At 36.2% G+C, this 22937-nt stretch carries 23 protein-coding genes and 1 tRNA gene; 14 read left to right on the top strand and 10 right to left on the bottom strand.

The features are described from left to right. Positions 1–43: 43 nt before the first annotated feature. A complete protein-coding gene (locus QJV33_RS00585; protein ID WP_281461486.1) occupies positions 44–733 on the top strand; it encodes a hypothetical protein in 690 nt (229 codons plus the stop codon). Beyond that, on the top strand, positions 708–1790 hold the full coding sequence (locus QJV33_RS00580) for an XRE family transcriptional regulator (protein WP_281461485.1): 1083 nt from the start codon (positions 708–710) through the stop codon (positions 1788–1790). Before QJV33_RS00585 ends, QJV33_RS00580 begins: the two co-directional genes overlap by 26 nt. A 213-nt stretch (positions 1791–2003) precedes the next feature. Here the strand turns inward: QJV33_RS00580 and QJV33_RS00575 are convergent. Then, positions 2004–2089, bottom strand: a tRNA-Leu gene (locus QJV33_RS00575). 148 nt (positions 2090–2237) lie between these two features. On the opposite strand from QJV33_RS00575, the gene QJV33_RS00570 reads away from it, so the two are divergent. Next, positions 2238–3257, top strand: a complete 1020-nt coding sequence (locus QJV33_RS00570; protein ID WP_281461484.1) for an Ldh family oxidoreductase — start codon at positions 2238–2240, stop codon at positions 3255–3257. A 49-nt stretch (positions 3258–3306) separates the two neighbouring features. Here QJV33_RS00570 and QJV33_RS00565 read toward each other — a convergent pair whose 3' ends face one another. Then, positions 3307–4110 (bottom strand): integrase core domain-containing protein, encoded by an 804-nt coding sequence (locus QJV33_RS00565; protein WP_281461483.1) that lies wholly within the window; start codon positions 4108–4110, stop codon positions 3307–3309. Positions 4111–4148: 38 nt separating this feature from the next. Between QJV33_RS00565 and QJV33_RS00560 the strand changes: the two genes are divergently transcribed. Further along, positions 4149–4478 carry a pirin family protein gene (locus tag QJV33_RS00560; RefSeq protein ID WP_346771133.1) on the top strand — a complete coding sequence of 110 codons (330 nt, stop codon included), beginning with the start codon at positions 4149–4151 and terminating at the stop codon, positions 4476–4478. 380 nt (positions 4479–4858) lie between these two features. On the opposite strand, the gene hemB is transcribed toward QJV33_RS00560, so the two are convergent. Together hemB and QJV33_RS00550 are read right to left on the bottom strand one after the other, a co-directional pair. Next, complete coding sequence (gene hemB, locus QJV33_RS00555) at positions 4859–5851, bottom strand: porphobilinogen synthase (RefSeq protein WP_281461482.1); 993 nt, start codon at positions 5849–5851, stop codon at positions 4859–4861. After that, entirely contained in the window at positions 5848–7320 is a 1473-nt protein-coding gene (locus QJV33_RS00550) for an amino acid permease (protein ID WP_281461481.1), read from the bottom strand. The genes hemB and QJV33_RS00550 overlap by 4 nt, the downstream gene beginning before the upstream one ends. 181 nt (positions 7321–7501) lie before the next feature. Here QJV33_RS00550 and glyA point away from each other — a divergent pair, with 181 nt between their 5' ends. From glyA to QJV33_RS00525, 5 genes are all read left to right on the top strand, one after another. Next, positions 7502–8791 carry a serine hydroxymethyltransferase gene (gene glyA / locus QJV33_RS00545; protein WP_281461480.1) on the top strand — a complete coding sequence of 430 codons (1290 nt, stop codon included), beginning with the start codon at positions 7502–7504 and terminating at the stop codon, positions 8789–8791. 24 nt (positions 8792–8815) lie between these two features. After that, entirely contained in the window at positions 8816–10051 is a 1236-nt protein-coding gene (locus QJV33_RS00540; RefSeq protein WP_281461479.1) for a glycosyltransferase family 4 protein, read from the top strand. Further along, positions 10048–11145: a glycosyltransferase gene (locus QJV33_RS00535; RefSeq protein ID WP_281461478.1), complete on the top strand. Its 1098-nt coding sequence runs from the start codon at positions 10048–10050 to the stop codon at positions 11143–11145. The genes QJV33_RS00540 and QJV33_RS00535 overlap by 4 nt, the downstream gene beginning before the upstream one ends. A gap of 15 nt (positions 11146–11160) precedes the next feature. Then, complete coding sequence (locus QJV33_RS00530) at positions 11161–12087, top strand: mitochondrial fission ELM1 family protein (protein WP_281461477.1); 927 nt, start codon at positions 11161–11163, stop codon at positions 12085–12087. A gap of 483 nt (positions 12088–12570) precedes the next feature. Beyond that, a complete protein-coding gene (locus QJV33_RS00525; RefSeq protein WP_281461476.1) occupies positions 12571–13395 on the top strand; it encodes a DUF3108 domain-containing protein in 825 nt (274 codons plus the stop codon). Here QJV33_RS00525 and QJV33_RS00520 read toward each other — a convergent pair whose 3' ends face one another. Then, on the bottom strand, positions 13396–14646 hold the full coding sequence (locus QJV33_RS00520) for a chloride channel protein (RefSeq protein ID WP_281461475.1): 1251 nt from the start codon (positions 14644–14646) through the stop codon (positions 13396–13398). A 231-nt stretch (positions 14647–14877) separates the two neighbouring features. After that, entirely contained in the window at positions 14878–15627 is a 750-nt protein-coding gene (locus QJV33_RS00515) for an IS6 family transposase (RefSeq protein WP_281461474.1), read from the bottom strand. 150 nt (positions 15628–15777) lie between these two features. Here QJV33_RS00515 and QJV33_RS00510 point away from each other — a divergent pair, with 150 nt between their 5' ends. From QJV33_RS00510 to QJV33_RS00490, 5 genes are all read left to right on the top strand, one after another. After that, positions 15778–16248: a hypothetical protein gene (locus QJV33_RS00510; protein WP_281461473.1), complete on the top strand. Its 471-nt coding sequence runs from the start codon at positions 15778–15780 to the stop codon at positions 16246–16248. A gap of 70 nt (positions 16249–16318) precedes the next feature. Continuing rightward, entirely contained in the window at positions 16319–17092 is a 774-nt protein-coding gene (locus tag QJV33_RS00505; protein ID WP_281461472.1) for a hypothetical protein, read from the top strand. A 16-nt stretch (positions 17093–17108) separates the two neighbouring features. Further along, the gene (locus QJV33_RS00500; protein WP_281461471.1) at positions 17109–17570 is read left to right on the top strand and encodes a hypothetical protein; all 462 of its coding nucleotides are present in this window, start codon (positions 17109–17111) and stop codon (positions 17568–17570) included. Positions 17571–17761: 191 nt separating this feature from the next. Then, positions 17762–18214 carry a LexA family protein gene (locus QJV33_RS00495; RefSeq protein ID WP_281461470.1) on the top strand — a complete coding sequence of 151 codons (453 nt, stop codon included), beginning with the start codon at positions 17762–17764 and terminating at the stop codon, positions 18212–18214. Then, positions 18211–19473 (top strand): Y-family DNA polymerase, encoded by a 1263-nt coding sequence (locus tag QJV33_RS00490; protein WP_281461469.1) that lies wholly within the window; start codon positions 18211–18213, stop codon positions 19471–19473. Before QJV33_RS00495 ends, QJV33_RS00490 begins: the two co-directional genes overlap by 4 nt. Positions 19474–19572: 99 nt before the next feature. On the opposite strand, the gene QJV33_RS00485 is transcribed toward QJV33_RS00490, so the two are convergent. From QJV33_RS00485 to QJV33_RS00470, 4 genes are all read right to left on the bottom strand, one after another. Beyond that, a complete protein-coding gene (locus QJV33_RS00485; protein WP_281461468.1) occupies positions 19573–19866 on the bottom strand; it encodes a type II toxin-antitoxin system RelE/ParE family toxin in 294 nt (97 codons plus the stop codon). Beyond that, positions 19863–20306, bottom strand: a complete 444-nt coding sequence (locus tag QJV33_RS00480) for an antitoxin PaaA2 family protein (protein ID WP_281461467.1) — start codon at positions 20304–20306, stop codon at positions 19863–19865. The genes QJV33_RS00485 and QJV33_RS00480 overlap by 4 nt, the downstream gene beginning before the upstream one ends. Positions 20307–20521: 215 nt before the next feature. Further along, positions 20522–22279, bottom strand: coding sequence for a ShlB/FhaC/HecB family hemolysin secretion/activation protein (locus QJV33_RS00475; RefSeq protein ID WP_281461466.1), 1758 nt, complete (start codon positions 22277–22279; stop codon positions 20522–20524). A gap of 24 nt (positions 22280–22303) precedes the next feature. Further along, positions 22304–22927 carry an invasion associated locus B family protein gene (locus tag QJV33_RS00470; RefSeq protein WP_281461465.1) on the bottom strand — a complete coding sequence of 208 codons (624 nt, stop codon included), beginning with the start codon at positions 22925–22927 and terminating at the stop codon, positions 22304–22306. Positions 22928–22937: the final 10 nt, after the last annotated feature.

Here is a 22937-nt window from a genome sequence, read left to right as displayed (position 1 = left end):
TGTGACATTTGTAGCATCGTAGAAATATATAGGATTGTAAAATATGGATAAAAATTACTTTCAAGATTTAAATATTAAAGAGTTGGATTCAATTAAAGATATTGCTATGCAAGCTATAAGACGAGGATTAGAGGAAAAAAGCAACTTAAGTTGTCATTTTAAAACACGCATAGAGAATAATTTACTTACAGGTTATTTGCTAAATGATTTGAAAATTTTTTGTAGTAAGTCAAGTTGCTGGTCTTCTTTAGAGGGGCATAAAGAGAATGAATATTTGATTTATCGATGTGAGACACATGCATGTGTGTTTAAACTGAGAAAAACAAATCCTATTGATACGCAAAATATCCGAAATAATTTATCAAATAGATCCAGCAATAGTATCAACTATATAGAACATAATATTGGTGCTTATTTAAACTCATCAAATAATAAGAGATTAAAAGATAATCTAAAAGATTATAAAAATAATCAAATCTTCTTTTTTCATTTAGGTTGGAGTTTATCACAACAAATAGTTGATATTGTGCAATTAGTGATTATACACACAAAAGGTTCCTCTGATGAAGGTTTAGACTGGTACTTGCATTTAACTTCTGATACTATTAGAGAAGAAAAAACCAATGAACCAGTAAATGATGATTTGGTAAACACAGAAGATAATATAGATAAAAAAGCTAAAATTATAAAACCAAAGAGGTCGAAAAATGATCAAAGGAAGCAGTCAGTTTAACGGAGATTTATTGCTTCTTGGGCGTAATTTACGGCAATTAACACAAGAAAAATTAATTGCCGATATGAATAACGAAGTTGCACAAGGAACATTATCAAAGATAGAACATGGTTTAGTGGAACCAACTCAAGAGCAGGTTATGTCTATAGCAAAAGTATTGCGATTACATCCTAATTTTTTTTATAATCATGTTCCTTTATATGATTTTACCTATAGTTTTTACAGAACGCAGAAATCGATTTCAATAAGTAGTCACAAGGTTATTCAAGCTAGGGCTAACTTGTATAGGATGCATATTCGTAAATTTTTAGATTCTATAGAATTTGAACCAGAATTAGAAGAAATCTATAAAATAGATTGTGAAGGAAAAGACCCCTTTGAAGTTGCTGCAATTACTAGGCATGTATGGAATGTTCCTTGTGGTGGTGTTCATAATATTACCTATATGATTGAACGTGCGGGTATTATTGTTATTCCAATGGATTTTGGCACGATGAAAATGGATGGTTTTTGTCATGCATCTTATGATGGAATTCCACCTCTTATTTTTATTAATAAGAATCTTTCTGTAGATAGGTATCGTTTTTCATTAATGCATGAATTAGGACATTTGTTAATGCATCGAGTTCCAACTGAGGATCAAGAAAATGAAGCAAATGTCTTTGCTGCATCTTTCTTAATGCCTGATGAGGAGATTAAACGTGACTTTTCTGTTCGTTTATCTTTGCAAAGATTTGCCGATTTAAAACGAAAATGGGGAGTTTCGATGCAGGCTTTAATTTATAAAGCTTGGAGTTTAGGAAAACTAACAGATAGAGGATTAAAATATTATCAAATTGAGATGTCTAAGCGTGGATATAGAAAAAACGAACCTGTTCAATTAGATAATTTTAAAGAAAACCCGTCGTCTTTAAATCAGTTAATTCAGGTTCATTTGGATCAGCTTGGATATTCAATGGAAGAATTATGTGAAGTAACAAATATGTATGAAGATGAATTAAGGGTTATGTATGGATTAAGAGAAAAACCAAAAGTTCATTTAAGATTAGTTAGCTAATTAAACAACGCATACAAGCCACCCACTGCGGTGGTTTTTTATTGGAAAAATCACCTTGTAACTTAGCGTTTTGTAGGGATATATGGTAAAATTATACCAAAAGGAAATCAGTTTAATGAAAGACTTTTGCGGTTTAATTTATAGGGAAACTTATTGATATTTACTCCAAATTACTCCAAACTATACTGTAACATATTGATTTTTTGTGATATTTGGTGCCCCAAAGAAGAGTTGAACTTCCACGACCTTGCGGTCACAGGTACCTGAAACCTGCGCGTCTACCATTCCGCCATTGGGGCTTATTATAGCGACTTTTATATAAAATATCGCAAGAGGTCAATTAGTTTTGATGACTTAAAAGGTTATTTTCCTTTATGATAATGGGAAGGGTTGGCATAGTTTTAACAATATTATAATTATTTCGTTTAAATCAAAGGGCATCTATATATGAGTAAAAAAGTTAATCTGTCTTTGGATCAAGTTTATGATTTGTCTTTTCAAGTATTATCAAAATTTGGATTGTCTGACGCACATGCTGGGGCAATTGCCAGAGTAATTTTTGCAGGTGAAAGAGATGAATGTATCTCTCATGGTGTGTATCGTTTAGGGGTATTGGCACATACTATACAACAAAATCATGTTTCAAAAACAGCCGAGCCTTTAATAATTGTTGATGAAACGTCTATTGTTAAAGTTGATGCGCAATATGCTTTTTCTCCACTTGCTTTTGAAAAATCGGTCGAACAATTAGCGATTAAAACGAAACAAATGGGGATTGCAGCTTTACAAATTAATCATTGTTACCATTTTTCTGCTTTATGGCCAGAGGTAGAAGCCATTGCAGCTTATGGTTTGGTAGGATTGGCAATGACCCCAAGTCATGCGTGGGTTACTCCAGCAGGAGGGAACAGCCCCGTATTAGGAACAAATCCTTTGGCTTTTAGTTGGCCTCGGGAACATGCAGAAAATCCTTATGTATTTGATTTTGCGACCAGTGCTATTGCTCGAGGAGATCTTGAATTACATCATCGTACGAATACTGATTTACCAGATAATGTTGCGATTGATAAAGAGGGTAATATTACAAAAGATGCCAAAGCAGCGATGGATGGCGGGTCAATGTTGACATTTGGTGGCTATAAAGGCAGTGCTTTATCGACCATGATAGAGTTGATGTCAGGATCGCTTATCGAAGATTTAACTAGTCAAGAATCTCTAAAATTGGATGATGGTCAAAAATGCACCCCTTGTCATGGAGAGTTATTACTAGCCTTTGATCCAAGCAAATTTGGTCTTGGTAATATTGCAAAAAGCGAAGCCAGCGCAGAGCAACTCTTCAAGTCTATTGTCGGTCAAGGCGCAAGATTGCCATCACAACGACGTTTTGAAGCGCGTAAGCGTAGTCATGAAAAAGGTGTATTTATATCAGAACATATTTATTCCGAGATACAAATGCTTTTGAAGTAAGTATTGAAGTTATCAAAAGAATATAATGTGTAAGAATTGATCGGGTTGTTTACAGATTTTGTTTAAAATAACCATCTAAGACCTCATAGGGTGTTTTTCCTTGAATGCCTTTATGAGGTTTAACAGTGTTATAATAATTAATAAAACGTTTCAACTTTAACTTTCGATCTTGAGCATTGACGAACAATTCACGCTCATGCCACATTTCCATGAGTGTGCGAATGACGCGTTCTGCTTTGCCATTGGTTCGAGGGCAAGCTGGCTTGGTAAATTTCTGGTTAATCCGATTGGTATAACAAGATTTAACAAACAGATGTTCAAGCATTCCTTGGTATTCTCTGCCATTGTCAGAGTAAACACATTCGATCATATAAGGGCATTGAACCAGCACGTCGTCTTGTAAGAACTGGGCTGCACTAAACTGAGATTTATCGTTGTAAATCCCAACATAGAGTTCTCGAGAAAAATCATCAATACCTACAAAAAGATACTCCCGAGTTTGCTGTTTAGTCTCATTTTTCAACAAAGGAAGTCGTTTAGTCTCGACATGCACCATCTCCCTAGGATAAGAGTTGTTATATTTTTTGACTTGCCATCTGAGCTTGTCCTCAAGTGTTTTTTCAACCTTAGCAAGGCGTTTAATGCCATATTTGATCGTTTTATAACGCTCATTTGTGCTGGACATCGGCACAAATAATTGCAACCGAGCTCGCCTTAATACAACATAAATCGTAGACCTGCTGACCATAAAACGCTTAGCCAGATCCGTTATCATCACTTTCTCTTGATGATGTAATCGCCATATCTCTTCTCGATGATACAGCGTAAGCTTCGTTTTCCTATGCATGTTCATTACAGTAATATTCCATATCACTGTAAACAACGCGATCAATTCCTACATATAATGAATTAAAAAGAGGTAAATTAAAGCTGATTATATCGTCTGATGGCCAAGAGAATTCGCTTAATATACGTCAGGATATCAAAATATATTCTGGTTTGTTTGATGGTTCCGAACAAGAACATTTTATCATTCCAGAAAATCGCTATGTTTATCTTCATGTCGCAAAAGGCAATTTAAGAGTGAATGATTTGGTATTTAATGCAGGTGATGGGGCTCGTATTCGTCATGAACGGCAGTTAAAATTTAGTCATGGTCATAATGCAGAAATTTTAGTGTTTGACATGCGTCCTGTGGAAACGAATTATCCTTATCGGTAGTTAACGAGATTAAAATTGATATCCTGCTTGATATTTTTCTAGAAAATCAATCATGATGCCTGCAAATCGTTGAGCGGTTAATGGTGGTCTAGGATTTTTATATTTTTAAGATTTTTATGAATAAAAACATAAATAAAGGCGATTAAAAAAACGGAGCCAACGGGATTAACAAAGTATTTGTTTTTAATTCAAAACAGTTACCATGGAGGAAATATTCAGCGAAATAATCAATAGATAAGCTGATTGCTTTCGCACTATTGAAAATTAAATCTTCTGCATCTTCACCAAAAAAACTCATACTTTGCTTTATTGATGATGATGTCAGAAGAAAATTCTTTACGAATAATTTTGTAAATTTTTATGTAAAGAAGGTCTTTTGTTTATTGTGTTTTTAATAATTTAGCGGCTTCTAAAGCAAAATACGTCATAATTGCATTGGCTCCAGCACGTTTAAAGCACAGTAATGTTTCTAAAATAGCACCCTCTTTTTGTAAGAAGCCATTTTGGATTGCACCCATCAACATTGCGTATTCACCAGAAACTTGATAGCTGACGATTGGAATATCGAATTTATCACGCACAGATCGAATAATATCGAGATAAGGCATTCCCGGTTTAATGATAACAGAATCTGCACCTTCTTTGATATCTAATTCAACTTCTGCCAAGGCTTCTCCACGATTAGCAGGGTCCATTTGATAAGTCTTTTTATCCCCTTTTAATAACCCACCGGATTCCAATGCATCACGGAATGGACCATAATAAACGCTAGCATATTTTGCAGCATACGACATTAATTGAGTATCAATGAATCCTGCTTGATCCAACGCTTGGCGAATAGATCCAATTCGACCATCCATCATGTCAGAAGGTGCAATGATATCGATACCCGCATTGGCTTGATTAATGGATTGTTTGATCAAAACTTCAACAGTTTTGTCGTTTACTACATACCCATTTTGCACAATACCATCATGACCGTGGCTGGTGTATGGATCCAAAGCAACATCTCCAATTAACAGCATTTCTGGAAATTGTTTTTTTAATTCTCTGGCAGCACGGCAGATTAAATTATCTGGATTATAAGATTCCGTTCCAGTTGGGTCACGTTTTTCTTTCGAAGTTACAGGAAATAGTGCCAACGCAGGGATATCTAATTTAGCTGCTGGCTCGATATATGCACCAAGGCGATCAATGGAAACACGTTTTGCTCCTGGCATAGAGGAGACCTCAGTTTCGATATTTTCGCCTTCTACAATAAAAATCGGCCAGATCAAATCATCAACACTGAGCTTATTTTCAGCAACCAATCGGCGTGTCATCTGATTTAAACGATTGCGACGCATACGAGTTAAAGGAAAATTACCAATCATTTTGTAACCTTAAGTTTTGTATTTTGATTTAATTTACTGTGTGAATAGCCATAGCCAAAGTAAATGATGAATCCAATAATCATCCAACAGAACATAATAATCCATGTTAAGTTATTTAAAGAATACATTAGGATCAATGCGGTAGCAGACCCAATAATCGGAATAATTGGCCCACCTGGAATTTTGAATGTGCGAGGATAATTTGGATAAGTTTTACGTAAGATGACAACAGCCATACAAACAAAAACAAATGCAAACAAAGCCCCAATAGCACACATATTCCCCAAAACGCCAATAGGGAAAAAAGCAGACAATATACAGACAAAGATCATAAAAAATGTATGTGAGTAATGAGGGGTTTTGAATTTAGGATGCGTTTTAGCGAAGAATTTTGGAATTAAGCCATCTCTGGCCAGCGAGAAGAAAACACGGGTCTGACCAATTAATAATAAAAATAGAATGGGTATATATCCAAAGAGAATGCTGACTTTTACAATGGGTTGAAGCCATTTAAAAGGTGTATGGTCAATTGCGGTTGCAACAGGGGCGGCATCATTTAATAAGTCCGTATAATAAACAAGACCAACAATAACAAATGCGAAACAAAAATAAATAATCGCACAAATAGAGATAATGATTAAAATGGCTTTTGGAATATTTTTCGATGGGTTCTTAACCTCTTGCGCCGTTGAAGAAACACTATCAAATCCGATATATGCAAAAATAATCATTCCTGCGGCTTGCATAATCCCTGAAAAGCCAAAATGACCGAAAGAACCTGTTGTATTTTCAGGGATAAAAGGAACAAAATTTGCAGCTTTGATATAAGGCAGACCAAACGCAATCAATGTTAAAATAACACAAATTTTAACAACCACGACAATATTATTTAGTGTTAAAGATTCTTTTAACCCTTTGATTAATAGTAATGACAATATAACAACGATGATAGTCGAGGGAAGGTTAATAATCCCATCCGTTTTTGTTCCATCCAGTAAAGTGACTGTTTCAAAGGGTGAGGCGATATAGCGTGGATCTATATGAATATGAAATCCTTCTAAAAACGACATCATATATTTCGACCAACTGACCGCCACCGCTCCAGCGCCAACGGCATATTCCAAAACAAGGTTCCAGCCCACCATCCAAGCAATGATCTCTCCATAAGCAATATAGGTATAGCTGTAAGAGCTGCCTGAAACGGTGATCATTCCAGCCAGTTCGCTGTAACATAATCCAATAAATGCACAAGCAATAGCACCAATAAAAAAGGATATGATAACAGCAGGTCCCGCATGTTCCGATGCCGCAACCCCTGTGATCGAAAATAAACCTGTTCCAACGATCCCACCAACACCAAAAAAGATGAGGCTGGGCATTCCAAGAACGCGTGCCAATTCTTCTTTATCTGTATGTGGTGTTTCTATATTTTTTTTTCTTAGTAAAGAAGAAAAGGTGATGTTTCCCATATATGTATTTTCCTTTAATAAAAAGGTCCTGCAAAATTTGTTCTTATTTAGAATAAAAAGACTTCATATTAAAATAACTTTTTTACAAAATTAAGGTTTAAAAAAATAAGAATATATTTTATTTATATAGATACAAGAAATTTAATTAAACCCCTTAGTCTTTAATAGCAGGAATTTGTGAATGTCCGATAAAAAAAATTATGATCAGTTTTTTAACTCTGATTTATCCAGTACGGACCCAGAAGTCAGTCAATATATTCATGGTGAACTTGTTCGCCAACAAGATGGTATTGAACTTATTGCCAGTGAGAATCTTGTTTCTCAAGCTGTTTTAGAAGCACAAGGTAGTGTTTTAACAAATAAATATGCCGAGGGCTATTCTGGACGTCGCTATTATGGTGGTTGTGCTGAAGTTGACAAGGTTGAAACGCTTGCTATTGAACGTCTTAAAAAAATATTTGGTGCAGAATACGCTAACGTGCAACCACATTCTGGTGCAAATGCCAATTTGGCAGCCTATATGGCAACTGTAAAGCCAGGTGAAAAAGTATTGGGAATGAATTTGGCTTCTGGTGGACATTTGACCCATGGAGCAGCTCCTAATTTTTCAGGAAAATGGTTCCACGCCTTGCAATATGGTATTCGTCGTCAAGATGGATACCTTGATTATGATGAAATGGAAGCAATTGCTCGTGCAGAAAAGCCTAAATTGATTATTGCAGGGGGGTCTGCTTATCCCCGTGTGATTGATTTTGAACGATTCCGTAAAATCGCAGATGAAGTTGGTGCGTATCTGATGGTGGATATGGCTCATTTTGCGGGCTTGGTTGCTGCAGGTTTATTTCCTAATCCCGTTCCTTTTGCTGACATTGTTACCAGTACAACGCATAAAACATTGCGTGGTCCACGTGGGGGCATTATCCTTACCAATAATGCCGACCTTGCTAAAAAGATTAATTCTGCTGTATTTCCAGGATTGCAAGGTGGTCCATTAATGCATGTGATTGCTGCCAAAGCTGTGGCTTTTGGAGAAGCATTGCGTCCAGACTTCAAAGAATATCAACAATCAGTTGCAAAGAATGCCAAAGTTCTTGCGGAAACATTGATTGAATGTGGTTTTGATATTGTTACCGAGGGAACAGATTGTCACTTATTACTAGTTGATTTACGTCCAAAGAAAGTCACTGGTAAACAAGCAGAAGAAAGTCTGGAAAAAGCAGGAATTACAACCAATAAAAATGCTATTCCATTTGATCCAGAAAAACCTGCGATTACGTCTGGTATTCGTTTAGGTAGCCCGGCGGGAACCTCTCGTGGATTTGGAGAAGTTGAGTTCCGTGAAATTGGTTTGTTAATCAATGAAGTTCTGACGGCATTGGCTGATGCACCTGATGGAGATAATAGTAAAGCAGAACAAGAAGTACATAAAAAAGTAGTTGCTCTATGTAAACGTTTTCCTATATATAAATAATATTTATAAATTGACGGAGTAAATTTGCTGATTAAACCGTTGCATCGGTTATGGCGTTTGCTTCCCCCATCAAGTCGGCGTTATTTTTTGGCTCGATTGGGGGCTTACCTTGCTCCGTCAATAACATTTAACCCTCCGACAGCCTCAACGGTCATTATTGCGGGGGAGGTTTCTCGTGCTTCTGGGCTCGGCGAAGGGGCGCGTGTAATGCATCAAGCATTACAAAAAAATAACATTTCTTCGCGTTTATTGGACGTTATACCCTATTCTTTTTCGTGGGATAGATATACAAAAGCCACCCAGATTTTATCTGAATATCCTCATGCCCCCTTAATTTTACACATCAATTCCCCTCAGATTCCGTATGCGCTTCTTGCTTTACCAAGAAATCTTGTAAAAAACCGCAGAGTAATTGGTTATTGGGCCTGGGAATTAGAAATTTTACCAAAAGACTGGATGGTTGGTTTTCAATTTGTTCATGAAATTTGGGTACCTTCACAATTTGTAGCTAATGCTGTACAGAAATGGGCAAAATATTATAACAAACCTGTCAGAGTAATCCCTCATCCAATCGCTGATCGGGTTGTTTACCCTGTAAGCCATATTTGCCGTAAATCTTTGGGATTACCAAAGGGTAAATTAATCATTCTAGTTTCGTTTAATTTATCTTCTAGCTTCGCAAGAAAAAATCCTTTGGGTGCAATTTTAGCATTTCTTAAAGCGAATAAGCATGATAGGGGTATATGCTTGGTATTAAAAATTTCTTATTCGGAACATTATTGTATCGATATGGATAAAATTATGAATGTTATTCAAGGGCATGATGCGATTATTGTTAATCGCAACATTTTATCATCAGCAGAAAATCAAGCATTATTTCACTATGCTGATATTGTATTATCCTTACATCGCAGCGAAGGATTCGGATTGGTCGCAGCCGAGGCAATGTTATCTGGAAAACCCGTCATATCGACAAATTGGTCAGCAACATCAGAATTTATAGATGAGTCTTGCGGGATCCCTGTTCCATATAAGTTGGTTCCTGTTAAAGATTCCCGTGAGGTGTATCAGTTTTCAAATGCTTATTGGGCTGAGCCAGATTGTGATATTGCTGCACAAGCAATTCATAAATTGGTTGCGGATTCAGATTATCGGTTTGCTTTAGGAAGTGCCGCATGTAAAAGAGCTTATAAACAATTTAATTCGCAATCTTTAATAAAGGGATTATCCGCGATCGGCGTGGTAACGGATATGGAATGAAAAAGCCTCTTAATATGTTGATATGGCAATGGGGACGTCGAGGAGCAGGACCTAAAACTGCTGTTGAGTTCTCTAAGGCAATGTTATCAATATCCAATGTTAAGGCGTTTTTATCGTTATCTCGTCAAGCCGAGATTGTGCAAAAAAATCGCAATATTTCTGTTGATTTTCCAATTAAAACATATACTACTGTTCTAGGGTATCTTTGTCGTGTTTTACAAGCACCATTGATGATTTATAAATTATATCACATTATAAAACGCAAGAAGATTAATATTGCTGTATGTACAATGCCTGGTCCGATGGATTTGGTAATGGCTATGGCGTTAAGATTGCTTAAAATCCCATATATTGTTATCGTTCATGATGTGCATCCTCATCCAGGGGATGGTTATATTTTTCAGTACTATTTACAAAAATTATTAATTAAGCAATCAAGGTTGACAGTAACATTTTCAAAATATGTTTATAAGCAATTGATTGCTGTTAATTTTGTTCCTAGTTCTCAGATCATACAAGGGTGGCATCCGCCTTTTTCATATTGCTCTGAAACGCATAAACCACAATTTGTCAGTCAAGAAATTAAGCTGTTAAATTTTGGACGATTATTATTATATAAAGGTTTTGATTTATTAGAGGAAGCATTAGATCAAGTAACCATTCAACGCCCTTATATGCTACGCATTGTTGGGCAGGGTCCTAAGAGCGCAGTTTTGGATCGATTGAACAAAAGAAACAACGTCATTGTAGAAAATAGGTGGGTGCCAGAGGAAGAGATTGGTAAATTAATGCAATGGGCTGATGTTGTTATTCTTCCTTATAGAGAAGCGAGCCAAAGTGGTATTGCAGCAACCGCTTTGGCTTTTGGCAAACCTATTCTAATCACGAATGTTGGTGGGCTGTCAGAACAATTTAAGGAAGATGATTTAGTATTTATTTGTGAACCTACAACAGATGATATAGCCAAAGGATTAGATGAAGTTTTACAGTTGAATTTTCCTTTATCACGTCAAAAGCATAATGCTGATAAGGAATGGCAAGAATTTGCTGAATATTTAATTAAAGAGATCACTCATAAAATTTATAAATCATAATGAGGTTCAACGATAATGGCGAAGGCGATTATTTTAACAGAAGATTTTGCTGGAATGAAATCTCAGGCTTTTGGCTTGGCTGAACGTGCAGGATTTCAAAAAGAGCTTTGTAGCTTAATCCCTAGAAAACCATGGAGCTTTATTTCAGCACCTTATTGGCCTTTTCCATTAAAAGGGGTTGAAGCATTTAATATCAGTGAAAGCCCAGTCGTTATTAGTGTTGGCAGTGTGGGTGGGGTGATTAATGCGGCCATTCGTCAATCGGGTCGTGCTGCAATTCATATACAAAATCCTCGTATATCGCCTGATAAATTCGATTTGGTTATTGTTAATCCTCATGATCAGTTAAGTGGTAAAAATGTAATTGTTTCTCGAACGGCTCTGCATCATATTTCTTCACAAATTTTATCGGAAAATAAAGGAAAATGGACATCTTTTTTTCGACAGGATACAAGCCCTTTGGTTGCTGTACTTATTGGGGGAAATAATGGTCGTTTTACATTGGGAAAATCTGAAGCTGAGATTATCGCCTATCAATTAGTGGATTTAATAAAGACCGAAAATGTCCATATTGCGCTGACCCCCTCACGACGAACGGGTAAAGAAGCTATCGCAGTTTTCAAACAAATATTAATACCTTTAGGTGCTTATATTTGGGATGGAGAGGGTGAGAATCCTTATTTAGGATTATTGGCTTGTGCAGATTTTATTTTGGTAACCATAGATAGTGTTTCAATGATCTCGGAAGCAGTGGCGACTTCGGCACCTGTTATGATTTTATCATTACCTGGAAAATCAAAACGAATTTCACTTTTTATCCACTCAATGCAACAAGAAAATAGGGTCAAATTATTCCGAAATCGTTTAGAAAGTTGGTCTGTTAGTCCGCTAGATGATGCGGAAGATGTTGTTTTTAAAGTAAAAAATATTTTAGGTCTATAAATCTCAAGTTAAAGATATATTTAAGATTTTACTTTTAAATAAAAAAATATTAAATATGTCTTTAAGATTAAGAAAAGCTTCGAACCTTTCACATGCATAATGTTATCTAAAATATATTAAAAAATATATGTTGACTTTACAGTTTGTTGAAAGGCTGTTTCAATGTTTACGGAAAATCAAAAATCTATTATAAAAGTTACTGTTCCATTAATAGGTCCTGACCCTAGTTTTGTTTATTTATGGTAATCGTAATTAAAAACATATGCTCTGCATAATAATCAAGCCAATCAACTTATTGAAAAAAATAATTATTTCCAAAAAATTGTATTTTATTCTTATCAAGTAACGATAGCGATTTATAACCTAGTGGTTTGGTTATACGAATAATATAATTATGCTGTTAGGTTGAAATGGTTATCAATCTATTTAATGCCATAATTATCTTTTATAATCTTATTATTTAATTAATAACAAAAGATAATTATGATGAAACAATATTTCTTTAAATTAATGGGCGTAGCCTGTGGGTTGAGTTTTGGATTTTTAGATATTGCACATGCACAATCAGAAGATATTACAAAAACAAAACAAAATCAATCTATTCAATTGGTGTATGATATTTATAATAAAGGAATGCATGTTATTACAGTGAATGCAGATTATATTTTAACACCTACGACATACAAAGTGAAAGCGAATTTTGCTTCGGCAGGAATGGCAAGTCTTGTATTCAGTTTAAATACGAATGCCAATGCGGAGGGGGTGTTTAAGAATGGACGTGCCTTTCCAGGAACTTATCAATCCATCGGCAAAGATAAAAATGGAAAATTTAAATTGGTTATGAATTCTCATTATGGCTCGAAAACAGATATTACAACCTTGGAACCTGCACCAAGAAATGATCGTGATGCTCTGACTTTAGATCAAAAAACGAACAGTTTAGATAGTTTGAGTGCGATGGCTGATTTGATTTACAAAGTTCGAACAACTGGAAAATGTGATTCTCATTTTAAAATGTTAGACGGGGTGAGGTCTTTTTCATTTCAAAGTGAAACTGTGGGAGAAAGCGAGATGCCTTCCACATGGACTAGTCCTTATAAAGGTAAAGCAATATTATGCAAGGCGGTGGCGCAACAAATTGGTGGGTTTAAAATACATTCAAAGAACAAAGTTTTATTATCACAACCACAACCTGGGTCTATATGGTTTAAAAATATTGATAATGTAGGCTATTTACCGGCGAGGTTTGATTTTAAAAATCCAAAAATGGGCATAGTTACTGGGGTTTTAAGAAAAATTGATAAATAGTTATGGTGAGGATGGTTTCATCATATACTGTTGAATTGCATAATAAGTCGGCATTGCTGTCGCAAAACATAAGCAAATGGGATAAAAATAGGCAGGTGAAAAGCGGGAAAGTTCCAGCATAAAAATTGCAGATGTTAATGGCATTTTTTGTGCAATTCCTAGAAAAACAGCCGCTGCGATAATTGCTGCGCTAGACAATGGGATTACTGGAAAAACCATGTTCCAACAATAAGCGGTGATAAATCCTAATGCGCCCCCTAACATCATACTGGGGGTTATTCGCCCGCCATAGGCACCTGCAACCATTGCCAACAAGACAGCACCCCATTTGCTGATGAATAACCCAACAGCGTAATGAAGGTTTATTTCAGAAGTAAACGTAAGTTGGTTAGCAGCTTTACCATTTCCGAGGATTTCTGGATATTGTATTGAGAGAGCTCCAATCATACCAAAACAGAATATTGAGATCAGAATCATGATGGGTTTGGATTTGGGTAGTTTTGGCAAAGATTGTGTTGTTTTATCAAAAAGCCAGACCATTATTCCAATAATTGGTCCTGCGATTATAGCCCAAATAATAAAGTCATTATTAAATTTTGAATAATCGATTGGATATTGAACCAGATCTCCTAATCCAAGGCGCATTGTAAATACAGCGGTACTGCAACAGATAAAGACAGCGATGATAGAAGATAAATTCCAGCTAAGTAATAAAGTTTCTAATATGAAGATCATCGCTGCCAAAGGTACGTTATAAACAGCGGCTAATCCAGCACCTGAGGCACAAGCTAGCAATAGTTTACGTTCTTCGTCTGAAAATTGAATAAAATTGATCCATTGATTAGCAAAGGCAGCAGTCATCTCTCTGGGGGCAACCTCTCGTCCAAGTGGGGAACCCATTGCAACCGTGATGATTTGTAATAAAGAGTGAAAAAAAGTCGTGAGGAAAGGGAGGTTTTTATCTTTGTTTTGAACGGCAGTTTTAATGTCCACCAAAGGCTGCCCATAACGATGAATATAGAACCAACCAACACCGCCAATTAAACCACAAGCCAGCAACGCCAATACGCGCCTGAGTGGAGATGCTTCTTCAACCATGACTCGAAAAGGTATAATTGCATCCAGAGGAGCATTAAAAGCAAGATGTTGTAAAAAATGTATTAATAACGTTAACCCAATCCCCACACATCCCCCGATCATACCGATGAGAAACAGAGAGAAAAGCGTTTTTAAGTTTAAATTATATGTCATATTTGATGGTTTATCATAAGTGGGTAGATGAATTGATAATGACTTGTTCAGCAACCAGCTTAATTAAAAGTAATCGCTGGAGCGCTACTAAAGATGATTTTATGCTATAAATCTTCACAATTATATAGTTCAAACTCTTTCATTATTCACTCCTACAATAACTCTGATCACTAAAAACGGTCTTGTTGCAAATATTGAATGGTGCTGTGATTAGCCATAAAGCGAGCTAATTTAGACGGGTATATTATTATTTAGACCGAATATGCTTTGAATGAGCTTTATTTGTTCGTTGATTGTCCATTTTCCTTTAAAACCCAGTCCTTTTTTAATCCAGAGAATGGCCTCATATCCGTTGAGTGTTTTCCTTGCGGTATGAAAAGACTGAAAGCAACCATTCTTTGGGATAATTCTCTTTACTCTAAAATGATCATTTTCTATTCCCTGTTGTAAAGATTTCTTTGTTTCATGAACGCAGTGATTGGCAAGGATATGCTCATTCTTCATGGTCTGTATGGTTTTTGGAAAAGGAGATGCTTTATCTGTTCCAATATGGGTTGGAGCGAATAGACCCTCTTCTTTAAACGCCTTTCTAAAGAAACGTTGTGCTGCTTTGATATTTCTTTTAGCTGTTAACAAGAAATCAATAGCAGTTCCATTCTTATCAATGGCTCTATATAGATACTTCCACTGACCTTTTACTTTGATATAGGTTTCATCAATCCTCACCTCACCACAATGGGGTTTTCTATAGCTTCTCAAACGTTTTTCTAATAGAGGAGCATAGCGTAATACCCAACGGTTTAACGTGCTATGATCAACGCTTACTCCACGCTCTAAAAACAATTCCTCAATGTCTCGATAGCTAAGACAATAGCGTAAATACCAGTTTACCGCTTGGATAATCATCAATCCATTAAAATGACGACCTTTAAAATCATCCCTAGATCTTAATATAAGCTTGCTATAGATACCAATAGACATAAATCGTTCCTAAAATATAAATACTCACTCCATTTTTATATCATACTAAAATACATAATTAAATTTGCAACAAGACCCAAAAATCCAGTCGCATTAATTCATATAATTTTGTTTGCTTAACAATTTTTTAATAAGGAATGATAAAGATCAATGTTTTATGGAAAGGAAGCTATTTACTATGGCATTAACCTCTTTAAAAAGGCCTTAATCTTAGAAAAAAGAAATTCTTTTTTGGAAGCAGTTTACCAGTATGGATCTGTGTTGGATGTCTATTACACAAGCATGCAACAAGAACTCAAAGATATTGCTTTATATGCAATACGTTCCCTATTCCGTTTGTGTCAAAAAACAAATTATCAGGAGCCTGCTATATCCGTGACTATTTACCATAGCGAACGCTTACCATTATATTTTCAAAATGAAACAGATTTTTTTACTAAATTAATTTTGGTCGAAGTGCTTTGCAAAGGAATTTATCTATGCTTACAGCCCAAAAGTAAAAATACACAAAAAGCCAAAAAAATGTTTAACTATCTTAAAACACATTATAAATCTTACCCAGAAAGAAAAATACAAAGACAAATTACAAAAATCACTAAATTCATAAAAAAACAAAAATAATAATTCCCAGTCGCATGGAAAAAAAAGAGTTTTAAGAAATACATTTCCTATGAGGAGTTTTTCTTAAAATATGAACTATCAAAAAAAGATTAAATTGGGATTGTTAAGCCTGTGTTTTATTCCAACCATGGTAATGGCCCAGAATAATCCACCACAAATCCAACCTACCTATCCAGAAGTAGGAATAAACTGGACACCTCCTAACTCTTCTTCAACAAATACTACTACAAGTAGTAATAATAATAGCAATTCAGCCTCATCTTCCTCCACATCAGGCGGAGATAGTCTGCAAAAAATGATGACTCAAGATTGGGGACAACAAGCTGCAACCTATGCTGAAACTGTTGGCATTAATGCAGATGCTTTGGCAGCAACTTGTGTTATGGAAAGTAATTGTACAAATGTAACTTCAACCCATGGAAGTATTACAGGTGCTTTTCAAATGACGCAAAGTACTTATAATGCTATGATTAAAGAAGCAATGGTTGAGAATCCCAGCCTAAATCTTACTCAGGATCAAATTAATAATGGACAAAATGATCCTACTATTCAAGCGATTGCAGCCTCACAATATTTAAAAGATGGTGCCACTTACCTGAAAAATAATGGCATTTCTAATCCAAACAATGTTGATGTAAGAGGATATTACAATTTTGGAACGAAATATGGAGCAGCTGTTGCAAAAGCCAATGATAGTGATTCAATGTCTACAGTATTATCAGGAATGTCATTTTCAACGTTAGCAGCCAATGGCATTACTTCTTCAACAACTGTTGGTCAATGGCGAGCAGCCGTTGCCAATAAAATGGGAGCTTCAGCTAATAATTCCGTTTTAAAATCATAATAACAAGGAAAAAACAATGAAATTGACCCTCTCCCTTTTTGCTTTAGGAACTCTTATAACAACCTCATTTGCGATGGCTCAGGCTCCTTCTCATAATGGAGGCTTTCAAACAGCAAGATATTTAAAGGGGTATCAATGTATGCAAGCAGGTAAAGCTTGGACAGATGCAGATTTTAATAGATGGGTAGAAAACGGTAGATTGCCAAATGATCCTTCCGTTCCACAAAATTCACCTGTCTATGCGTCTTCTGATTTAAATGCTAACCAGGTTGGAACTTCTGATAATGTAGCTTTGGTGGATATTCGTCATCCTGCTGTCAATAATAGGCTTCCTATATTATGGCCTAATGGAAAAACAGTGTGGATTAACGTGAAAGAATTATCGCCTTATAAAGTTGTGAGTAATCCACGTGCAAAATGTTATCCCGTGCAATTAAAAAATGGCCGTTATGGCACTTCCTCTACTCCACCAAAATAATTTGACCTTTTTAAATTGAAATGATGTAAGATTAAGGGAGGTTCAATATAATTAATTGAACCTCCATATCAAAACTACACAATTACAAATTTTGACTCTTAACGGTCAATTTGCTCATGGGCATTTTTGATATGGTGTTGTTTTTTAGGTAAAAAATCACTATTTATGTTCTCTATCCAGGAGAATTAAGCGTGAAACACACAATCGTAACGCATATCGAAGAATTATATTACGATGATGAAAAAAAACATTACCAACCTTATATCGAAATTTATGTTTGTGCAGGCTTTCCTTCTCCTGCAGGAGATTATATTGAAAGACCTCTCGATCTTACCGAACATTTAATTCAGCACCCTTCTTCCACGTATTATATTCGAGTATCAGGAGATTCAATGATCGATTATGGAATATTTGATCGAGATTTACTGATTGTGGATCGATCTCTTAACCCTGGACAGGGGGATATTGTTATTGCCGCTTTGGATGGGGAGCTGACGTGTAAATGTCTGACTTTTAAAAATGGTATTCCTTATCTTAAATCTGGTAATCCTGATTATCCTTCCATAGAAATAAAAGACAAAGAAACCTATATATGGGGCGTTGTTATTCATAATATTCATACATTTAGAAACCGACACAAATGATAGGCCTGCTTGATTGCAATAATTTTTATGCTTCTTGTGAACGAGTGTTTAATCCAAAATTAGAAAGAAAAGCTATTGGTATTCTTTCCAATAATGATGGCTGTGTTATTGCCAGATCTAATGAACTCAAACCCTTTGTGCCAATGGGTATGCCAGCGTTTAAAATCCCACAAGACATACGAAAAAAGATAATTTTATTAAGTTCAAACTATGAGCTTTATGGGGATATGAGCCAAAGAGTATTTTCTATTGTTCAAGATTATCTTTATGATACGGAGCTCTATTCTATTGATGAAGCATTCTTAAATTTGCAAAATCAAGAAAACTATATTGAATATTGTCATTTTTTAAGGAAGATCATTCGTCAACGCACTGGGATACCAGTTTCTATTGGAATATCAAAAACCAAAACACTTGCCAAAATTGCCAATCATATTGCTAAGAAAAATTCACAACATGAAGGCATATATTTTTTAAACACGAATGATCCTATTTTTGAAGAAACTTTAAAACAATTACCCATCGAAGAAATTTGGGGGATAGGTCGTAAACTGTCCGCTAAATTAATCTCAATGGGTATTGATACAGCATGGAAGCTTAGAAATAGTGATGCCAGCCATTTAGGTAAACTTTTTTCCGTTGTTCTGGAACGCACCGTATTAGAGCTGCGTGGCACATCATGTATTGAGCTTGATGCATTAGATATACCTAAAAAGAATATTATGACATCTCGGAGTTTTGGCAAAGCAACCAAAGAGCTTTTTGAACTCCAGGAAGCGGTTCGTATTCATGCCAGTCGTGGTGCTGAAAAGCTAAGATACCAGCATTCTTTGGCTCAATCAGTTTTGGTATTTTTAAGGACCAACCGCTTTCATGATCGAGCATCACAATACCATCCATCAATCGTGGTTCCCCTGCTTTATCCCACCAATGATACACGTCAAATTATAGAGGCTGTTCAAAAAGGTCTAAAGAGTATTTTTAAGGAAAATTACCTTTATCATAAATCTGGGGTCATGATGCTTGATCTTGTTGATAAAGAGAAAAGGCAATTTGATTTCTTTAGTCGTGCTGAAAATGAAGAAACCAAAGCACGCAATGTTACACTCATGCAGACTTTGGATCAAATCAATAAAAAGATGGGGCGCAATACTGTCAGTTTTGGAGGAATAAATCCAAAAGCATCATGGAACCTAAAACGCGAATTTGTTAGCCAGAGATATACAACTAGATGGGATGAATTGCCTGTGGTGAAATAAGGTTCGTCCAAAAACTTTTCCGTTTATTAGGCTTATAAAAAATTAACTCTAGTATTGTTCATGTTGTTGTATGAATAGCTCAGCTTTTACTGTCTACTATTACAAAACAAGTTTTTTTGGAAATTGTTGTGCTGCATGAAGTATGCGCAATATTGTTATAATTTTGGCTTTATTATCCACTTTATACACCATTACATAATTATTTTGTACAACAATTTCACGTGTGCCACTAATACGTCCAACTCGATACATAGCTGGATTTGCTCTTGCCAGTTCTGCCTTTTTTGCAAATTCTAAATCTAATGCTATAGCAGAACGTGGATTATCCTTTGCGATATATTCTGCTATGTTATCTCGATCGATTTCTGTGGCAGGTCGCCATTCTAATTTCATTTAATACGTTCTAGCAATCTGGCATGACGGGTTGTAGCGTACTTCTTAACTTCTTCATTGGAAAGACTTGAGCGCGGGTCGTCTATACTGGCTTGTACTTCTTCTCGAAACCATTTATCATAGGCTGCAGCTTCGTGTGCTTTACGTAAAGCTTCCGATCTGTCGGGACGTTTGGTGCTAGTCACTATGTTACTGTCATAGGCTAGTGCATCTACGTCAAATTTTACAATTCCAATATTACGCAAATAAGAAACCAATGTTTCCAACTTTTTAAATAAGCGAATATCATGATTATTTTTGGTGATTAATTGTTTTTTTATTTTTCCGAATTGGATAAATACTGACCATCCACCATTTTGCCCGACAACATGCGCTCCGCTTACTGTTCCTGCTTCAACTAACTTTGACAAGGTGCTATGATTTATTGTTTCTGTTGTCATAATTTTTCACCATTACAGTAGTTTAACTATGGTAAATATTATACCCTATTAATTATAAATTGGGAAGTAAATATTGAAGTATTTAATACTGACCCTTTATTTATTTTTCATCTGAGGTAGTATTTTATCACATTTGAATAACAATAGCCGATCTTGTCGCAAATTAAGATTATATTCAGACTTACCCACAGGAATGTGGATAAGTTTTGTTATGATTATAACCTGACGCCTATATTGAACATGGCGATCCACCCTTCTGGGGGAAGACCTGCGGTTGTGAGTGCGTGGGTTGCGGAGGCGTTCCAAAAGATGGTTCCAGAGGTTTTACGTATTCCGATGCCAGCGCCGACGAGGTTTCCGCCTTTTTCTGTTTTGGGCATATCGGCGTATGTGAAAACGCCTCTGGTCATACCCACGTCGAATATTCCATAGAGCTCGGTTCCTTTGATGAGCCCATTACAAAAGGGCTGATAGCCATCACAATGCATTGCTTGGGTGGGTAAAGACCATGCAAGATCATTTCGCATATAGATCCCTGCATTTCCCATCAGCGTTTGTTGTAAATAGCCTCTGACGGTATAAGGACCGCCGATTTGCATTTGTTCATTTCCATATTGGTTTTTAGAGGCATATTCTCCATGAATAGACGTATGCCACATCAGATCTTGGGTAATGGGTTTATACCCATCAATATCCAGGGTGGGTTTGACATATTGGGTATGGGGATTATAGGTTCCTTGATTGGATACCCATGTTTTTGTACCCATTCCCCCACCCAGACCTATTTTCATGCCAAGACTTGCATACCATACACCTCCCCAAATATGCATGGATTCACTGGCGTTTAAATTGAGCGAGGATAAATCGGCACTTTGTGTTCCAACGCGCGAACGATTAATATAGGTATCAAAAGATTTTAATTCATAAGTTGCTTGTAGAGTGGTTACCCCAACAGAGTTGCGTGCGACAACCCGAGAAGCCCCAATATGAAAATCTTTTTGGGTTGAATCAAACCTAAATCGTCCTTGCCAAGGATACCCCATGTGATAAAGATCATCAAAACGATACCATCCCCCAAAGAAGGTCCATGGTCCAAGAGGGATAGACCCTTCAGCGGTAAAGAAGGAGTTATGCCCATCAGTTTGACGGTTATTCAAGGAATGGTCATATTCAACAGACCACATATCAAGCAGACCAAAAAGATCTTCAGCAGTTACAATCGTTCTACTGATTGTTCTGCCAGAATAGCTTTGTCCATTATTATCAACAGAGGTTTGTCCATGTAAAATGCCTGGATTATTTGCGTTGATATTGACAATAGAGGTTCCTGGTTGATCTCCTGGGGCGATTTTCATAGAGGCACTCCAATCGGGGAGGCGGTTCATCTGATCGATGCCTTGCTCTAAATCACGAAGGTTTAACACCCCACCTTTGACCCAAGGAAATGCCATGGTTTCATGGTTCTTGGGGGAAATGCCATTGAATTGAAACCCAGCGACTTTCCCATCAACAACGACAATATGCAATGTCCCAGATTTTAGATCTTGTTGAGGTAAATACGCACGAGTGGTGACAAACCCTTTATCAATATAGGCTTTATTAATTTTGTTCAAAACAGAATTCATGTCTCCAAGGCTCATACATTTATTATGCCATGGCTTGGTAATATGATTAACGTTTGATTGGGGCAGATTTTGTGTGTTTACCACTTCGATTGACTGAATGGTCACGCAATGCTCAGTTGGTGCATCATTATGCTTATTTTGATTGATCTGAACATTACTGGATGGAGGGGGAAGCCCCTCCATCAGCTGTTGTCTTTCTTTGTGCTGTAGATATTGCTGATATTGATTGACGTTTGGGAGCGCAAAAGTAGGTGGAGGAACATTTTGCGCAACAGCATGTTCACTTATTATAGGCAAACATACAGCACCAACAATCACAGATCGAAAAAAATAGGTTTTTAAATTCATGGTCGTTATCTAAATGAATAACAATTAAGGTGCTTTTTTATTGATAAGGTCATTCATTGACGTCAATACAGTATGAAGATCTTCGATATTAAAATTAATCGTGACGGTTGTTTTATTGACACGATGAATAATGAGATGTGCCATTTTATTGGCTTCGAGAGAGGTTTGTAATTTATTATCGATCATTTCGGACGCAATACAGCCATTGGTTGTGCATGTTACCCAAGGGAGCTGAGTTTGATTACCGTGATCGATTGCTAAGGTAATGGGTTGTTGTAGTGAAAATCCAAGAGGGGTGACGATTGTTAGTCTGAATGGATTAGCCTTGGTTGGATTTTGGTTATCTTTTACTTTTTCTAGAAGCAAAGAAGCAATGGGTGTTTGAGTATTATCTTTGCCTTTAATCATCAAGCTTTGTTGGGCAATACATCCTTGAGAGGTAGTTTTTTGTTGTTTTTGTTCTTCTTTATTGGGATAGGCACAATGAAGTTGCCAAGAGCCAACTTGTTGATTGATGGTAATGGGTGCAGGAGCTGCTGTATTATTACTATGAGTCGTTGGTTGATTTGTTTTATCTTGAGCAAAAAGAGGTGTGATATTGACAGCAAAAGCGCAGAGAATAGCACTGGATAATAATAAGTTTCTCATGAGAAATCCT

The sequence above is a fragment of the Commensalibacter nepenthis genome, assembly GCF_029953305.1.
Taxonomy (GTDB): Bacteria; Pseudomonadota; Alphaproteobacteria; order Acetobacterales; family Acetobacteraceae; genus Commensalibacter; species Commensalibacter nepenthis.
Note: the sequence above shows the minus strand (reverse complement) of the source record. Positions and strands in the feature narration are given on the sequence as shown.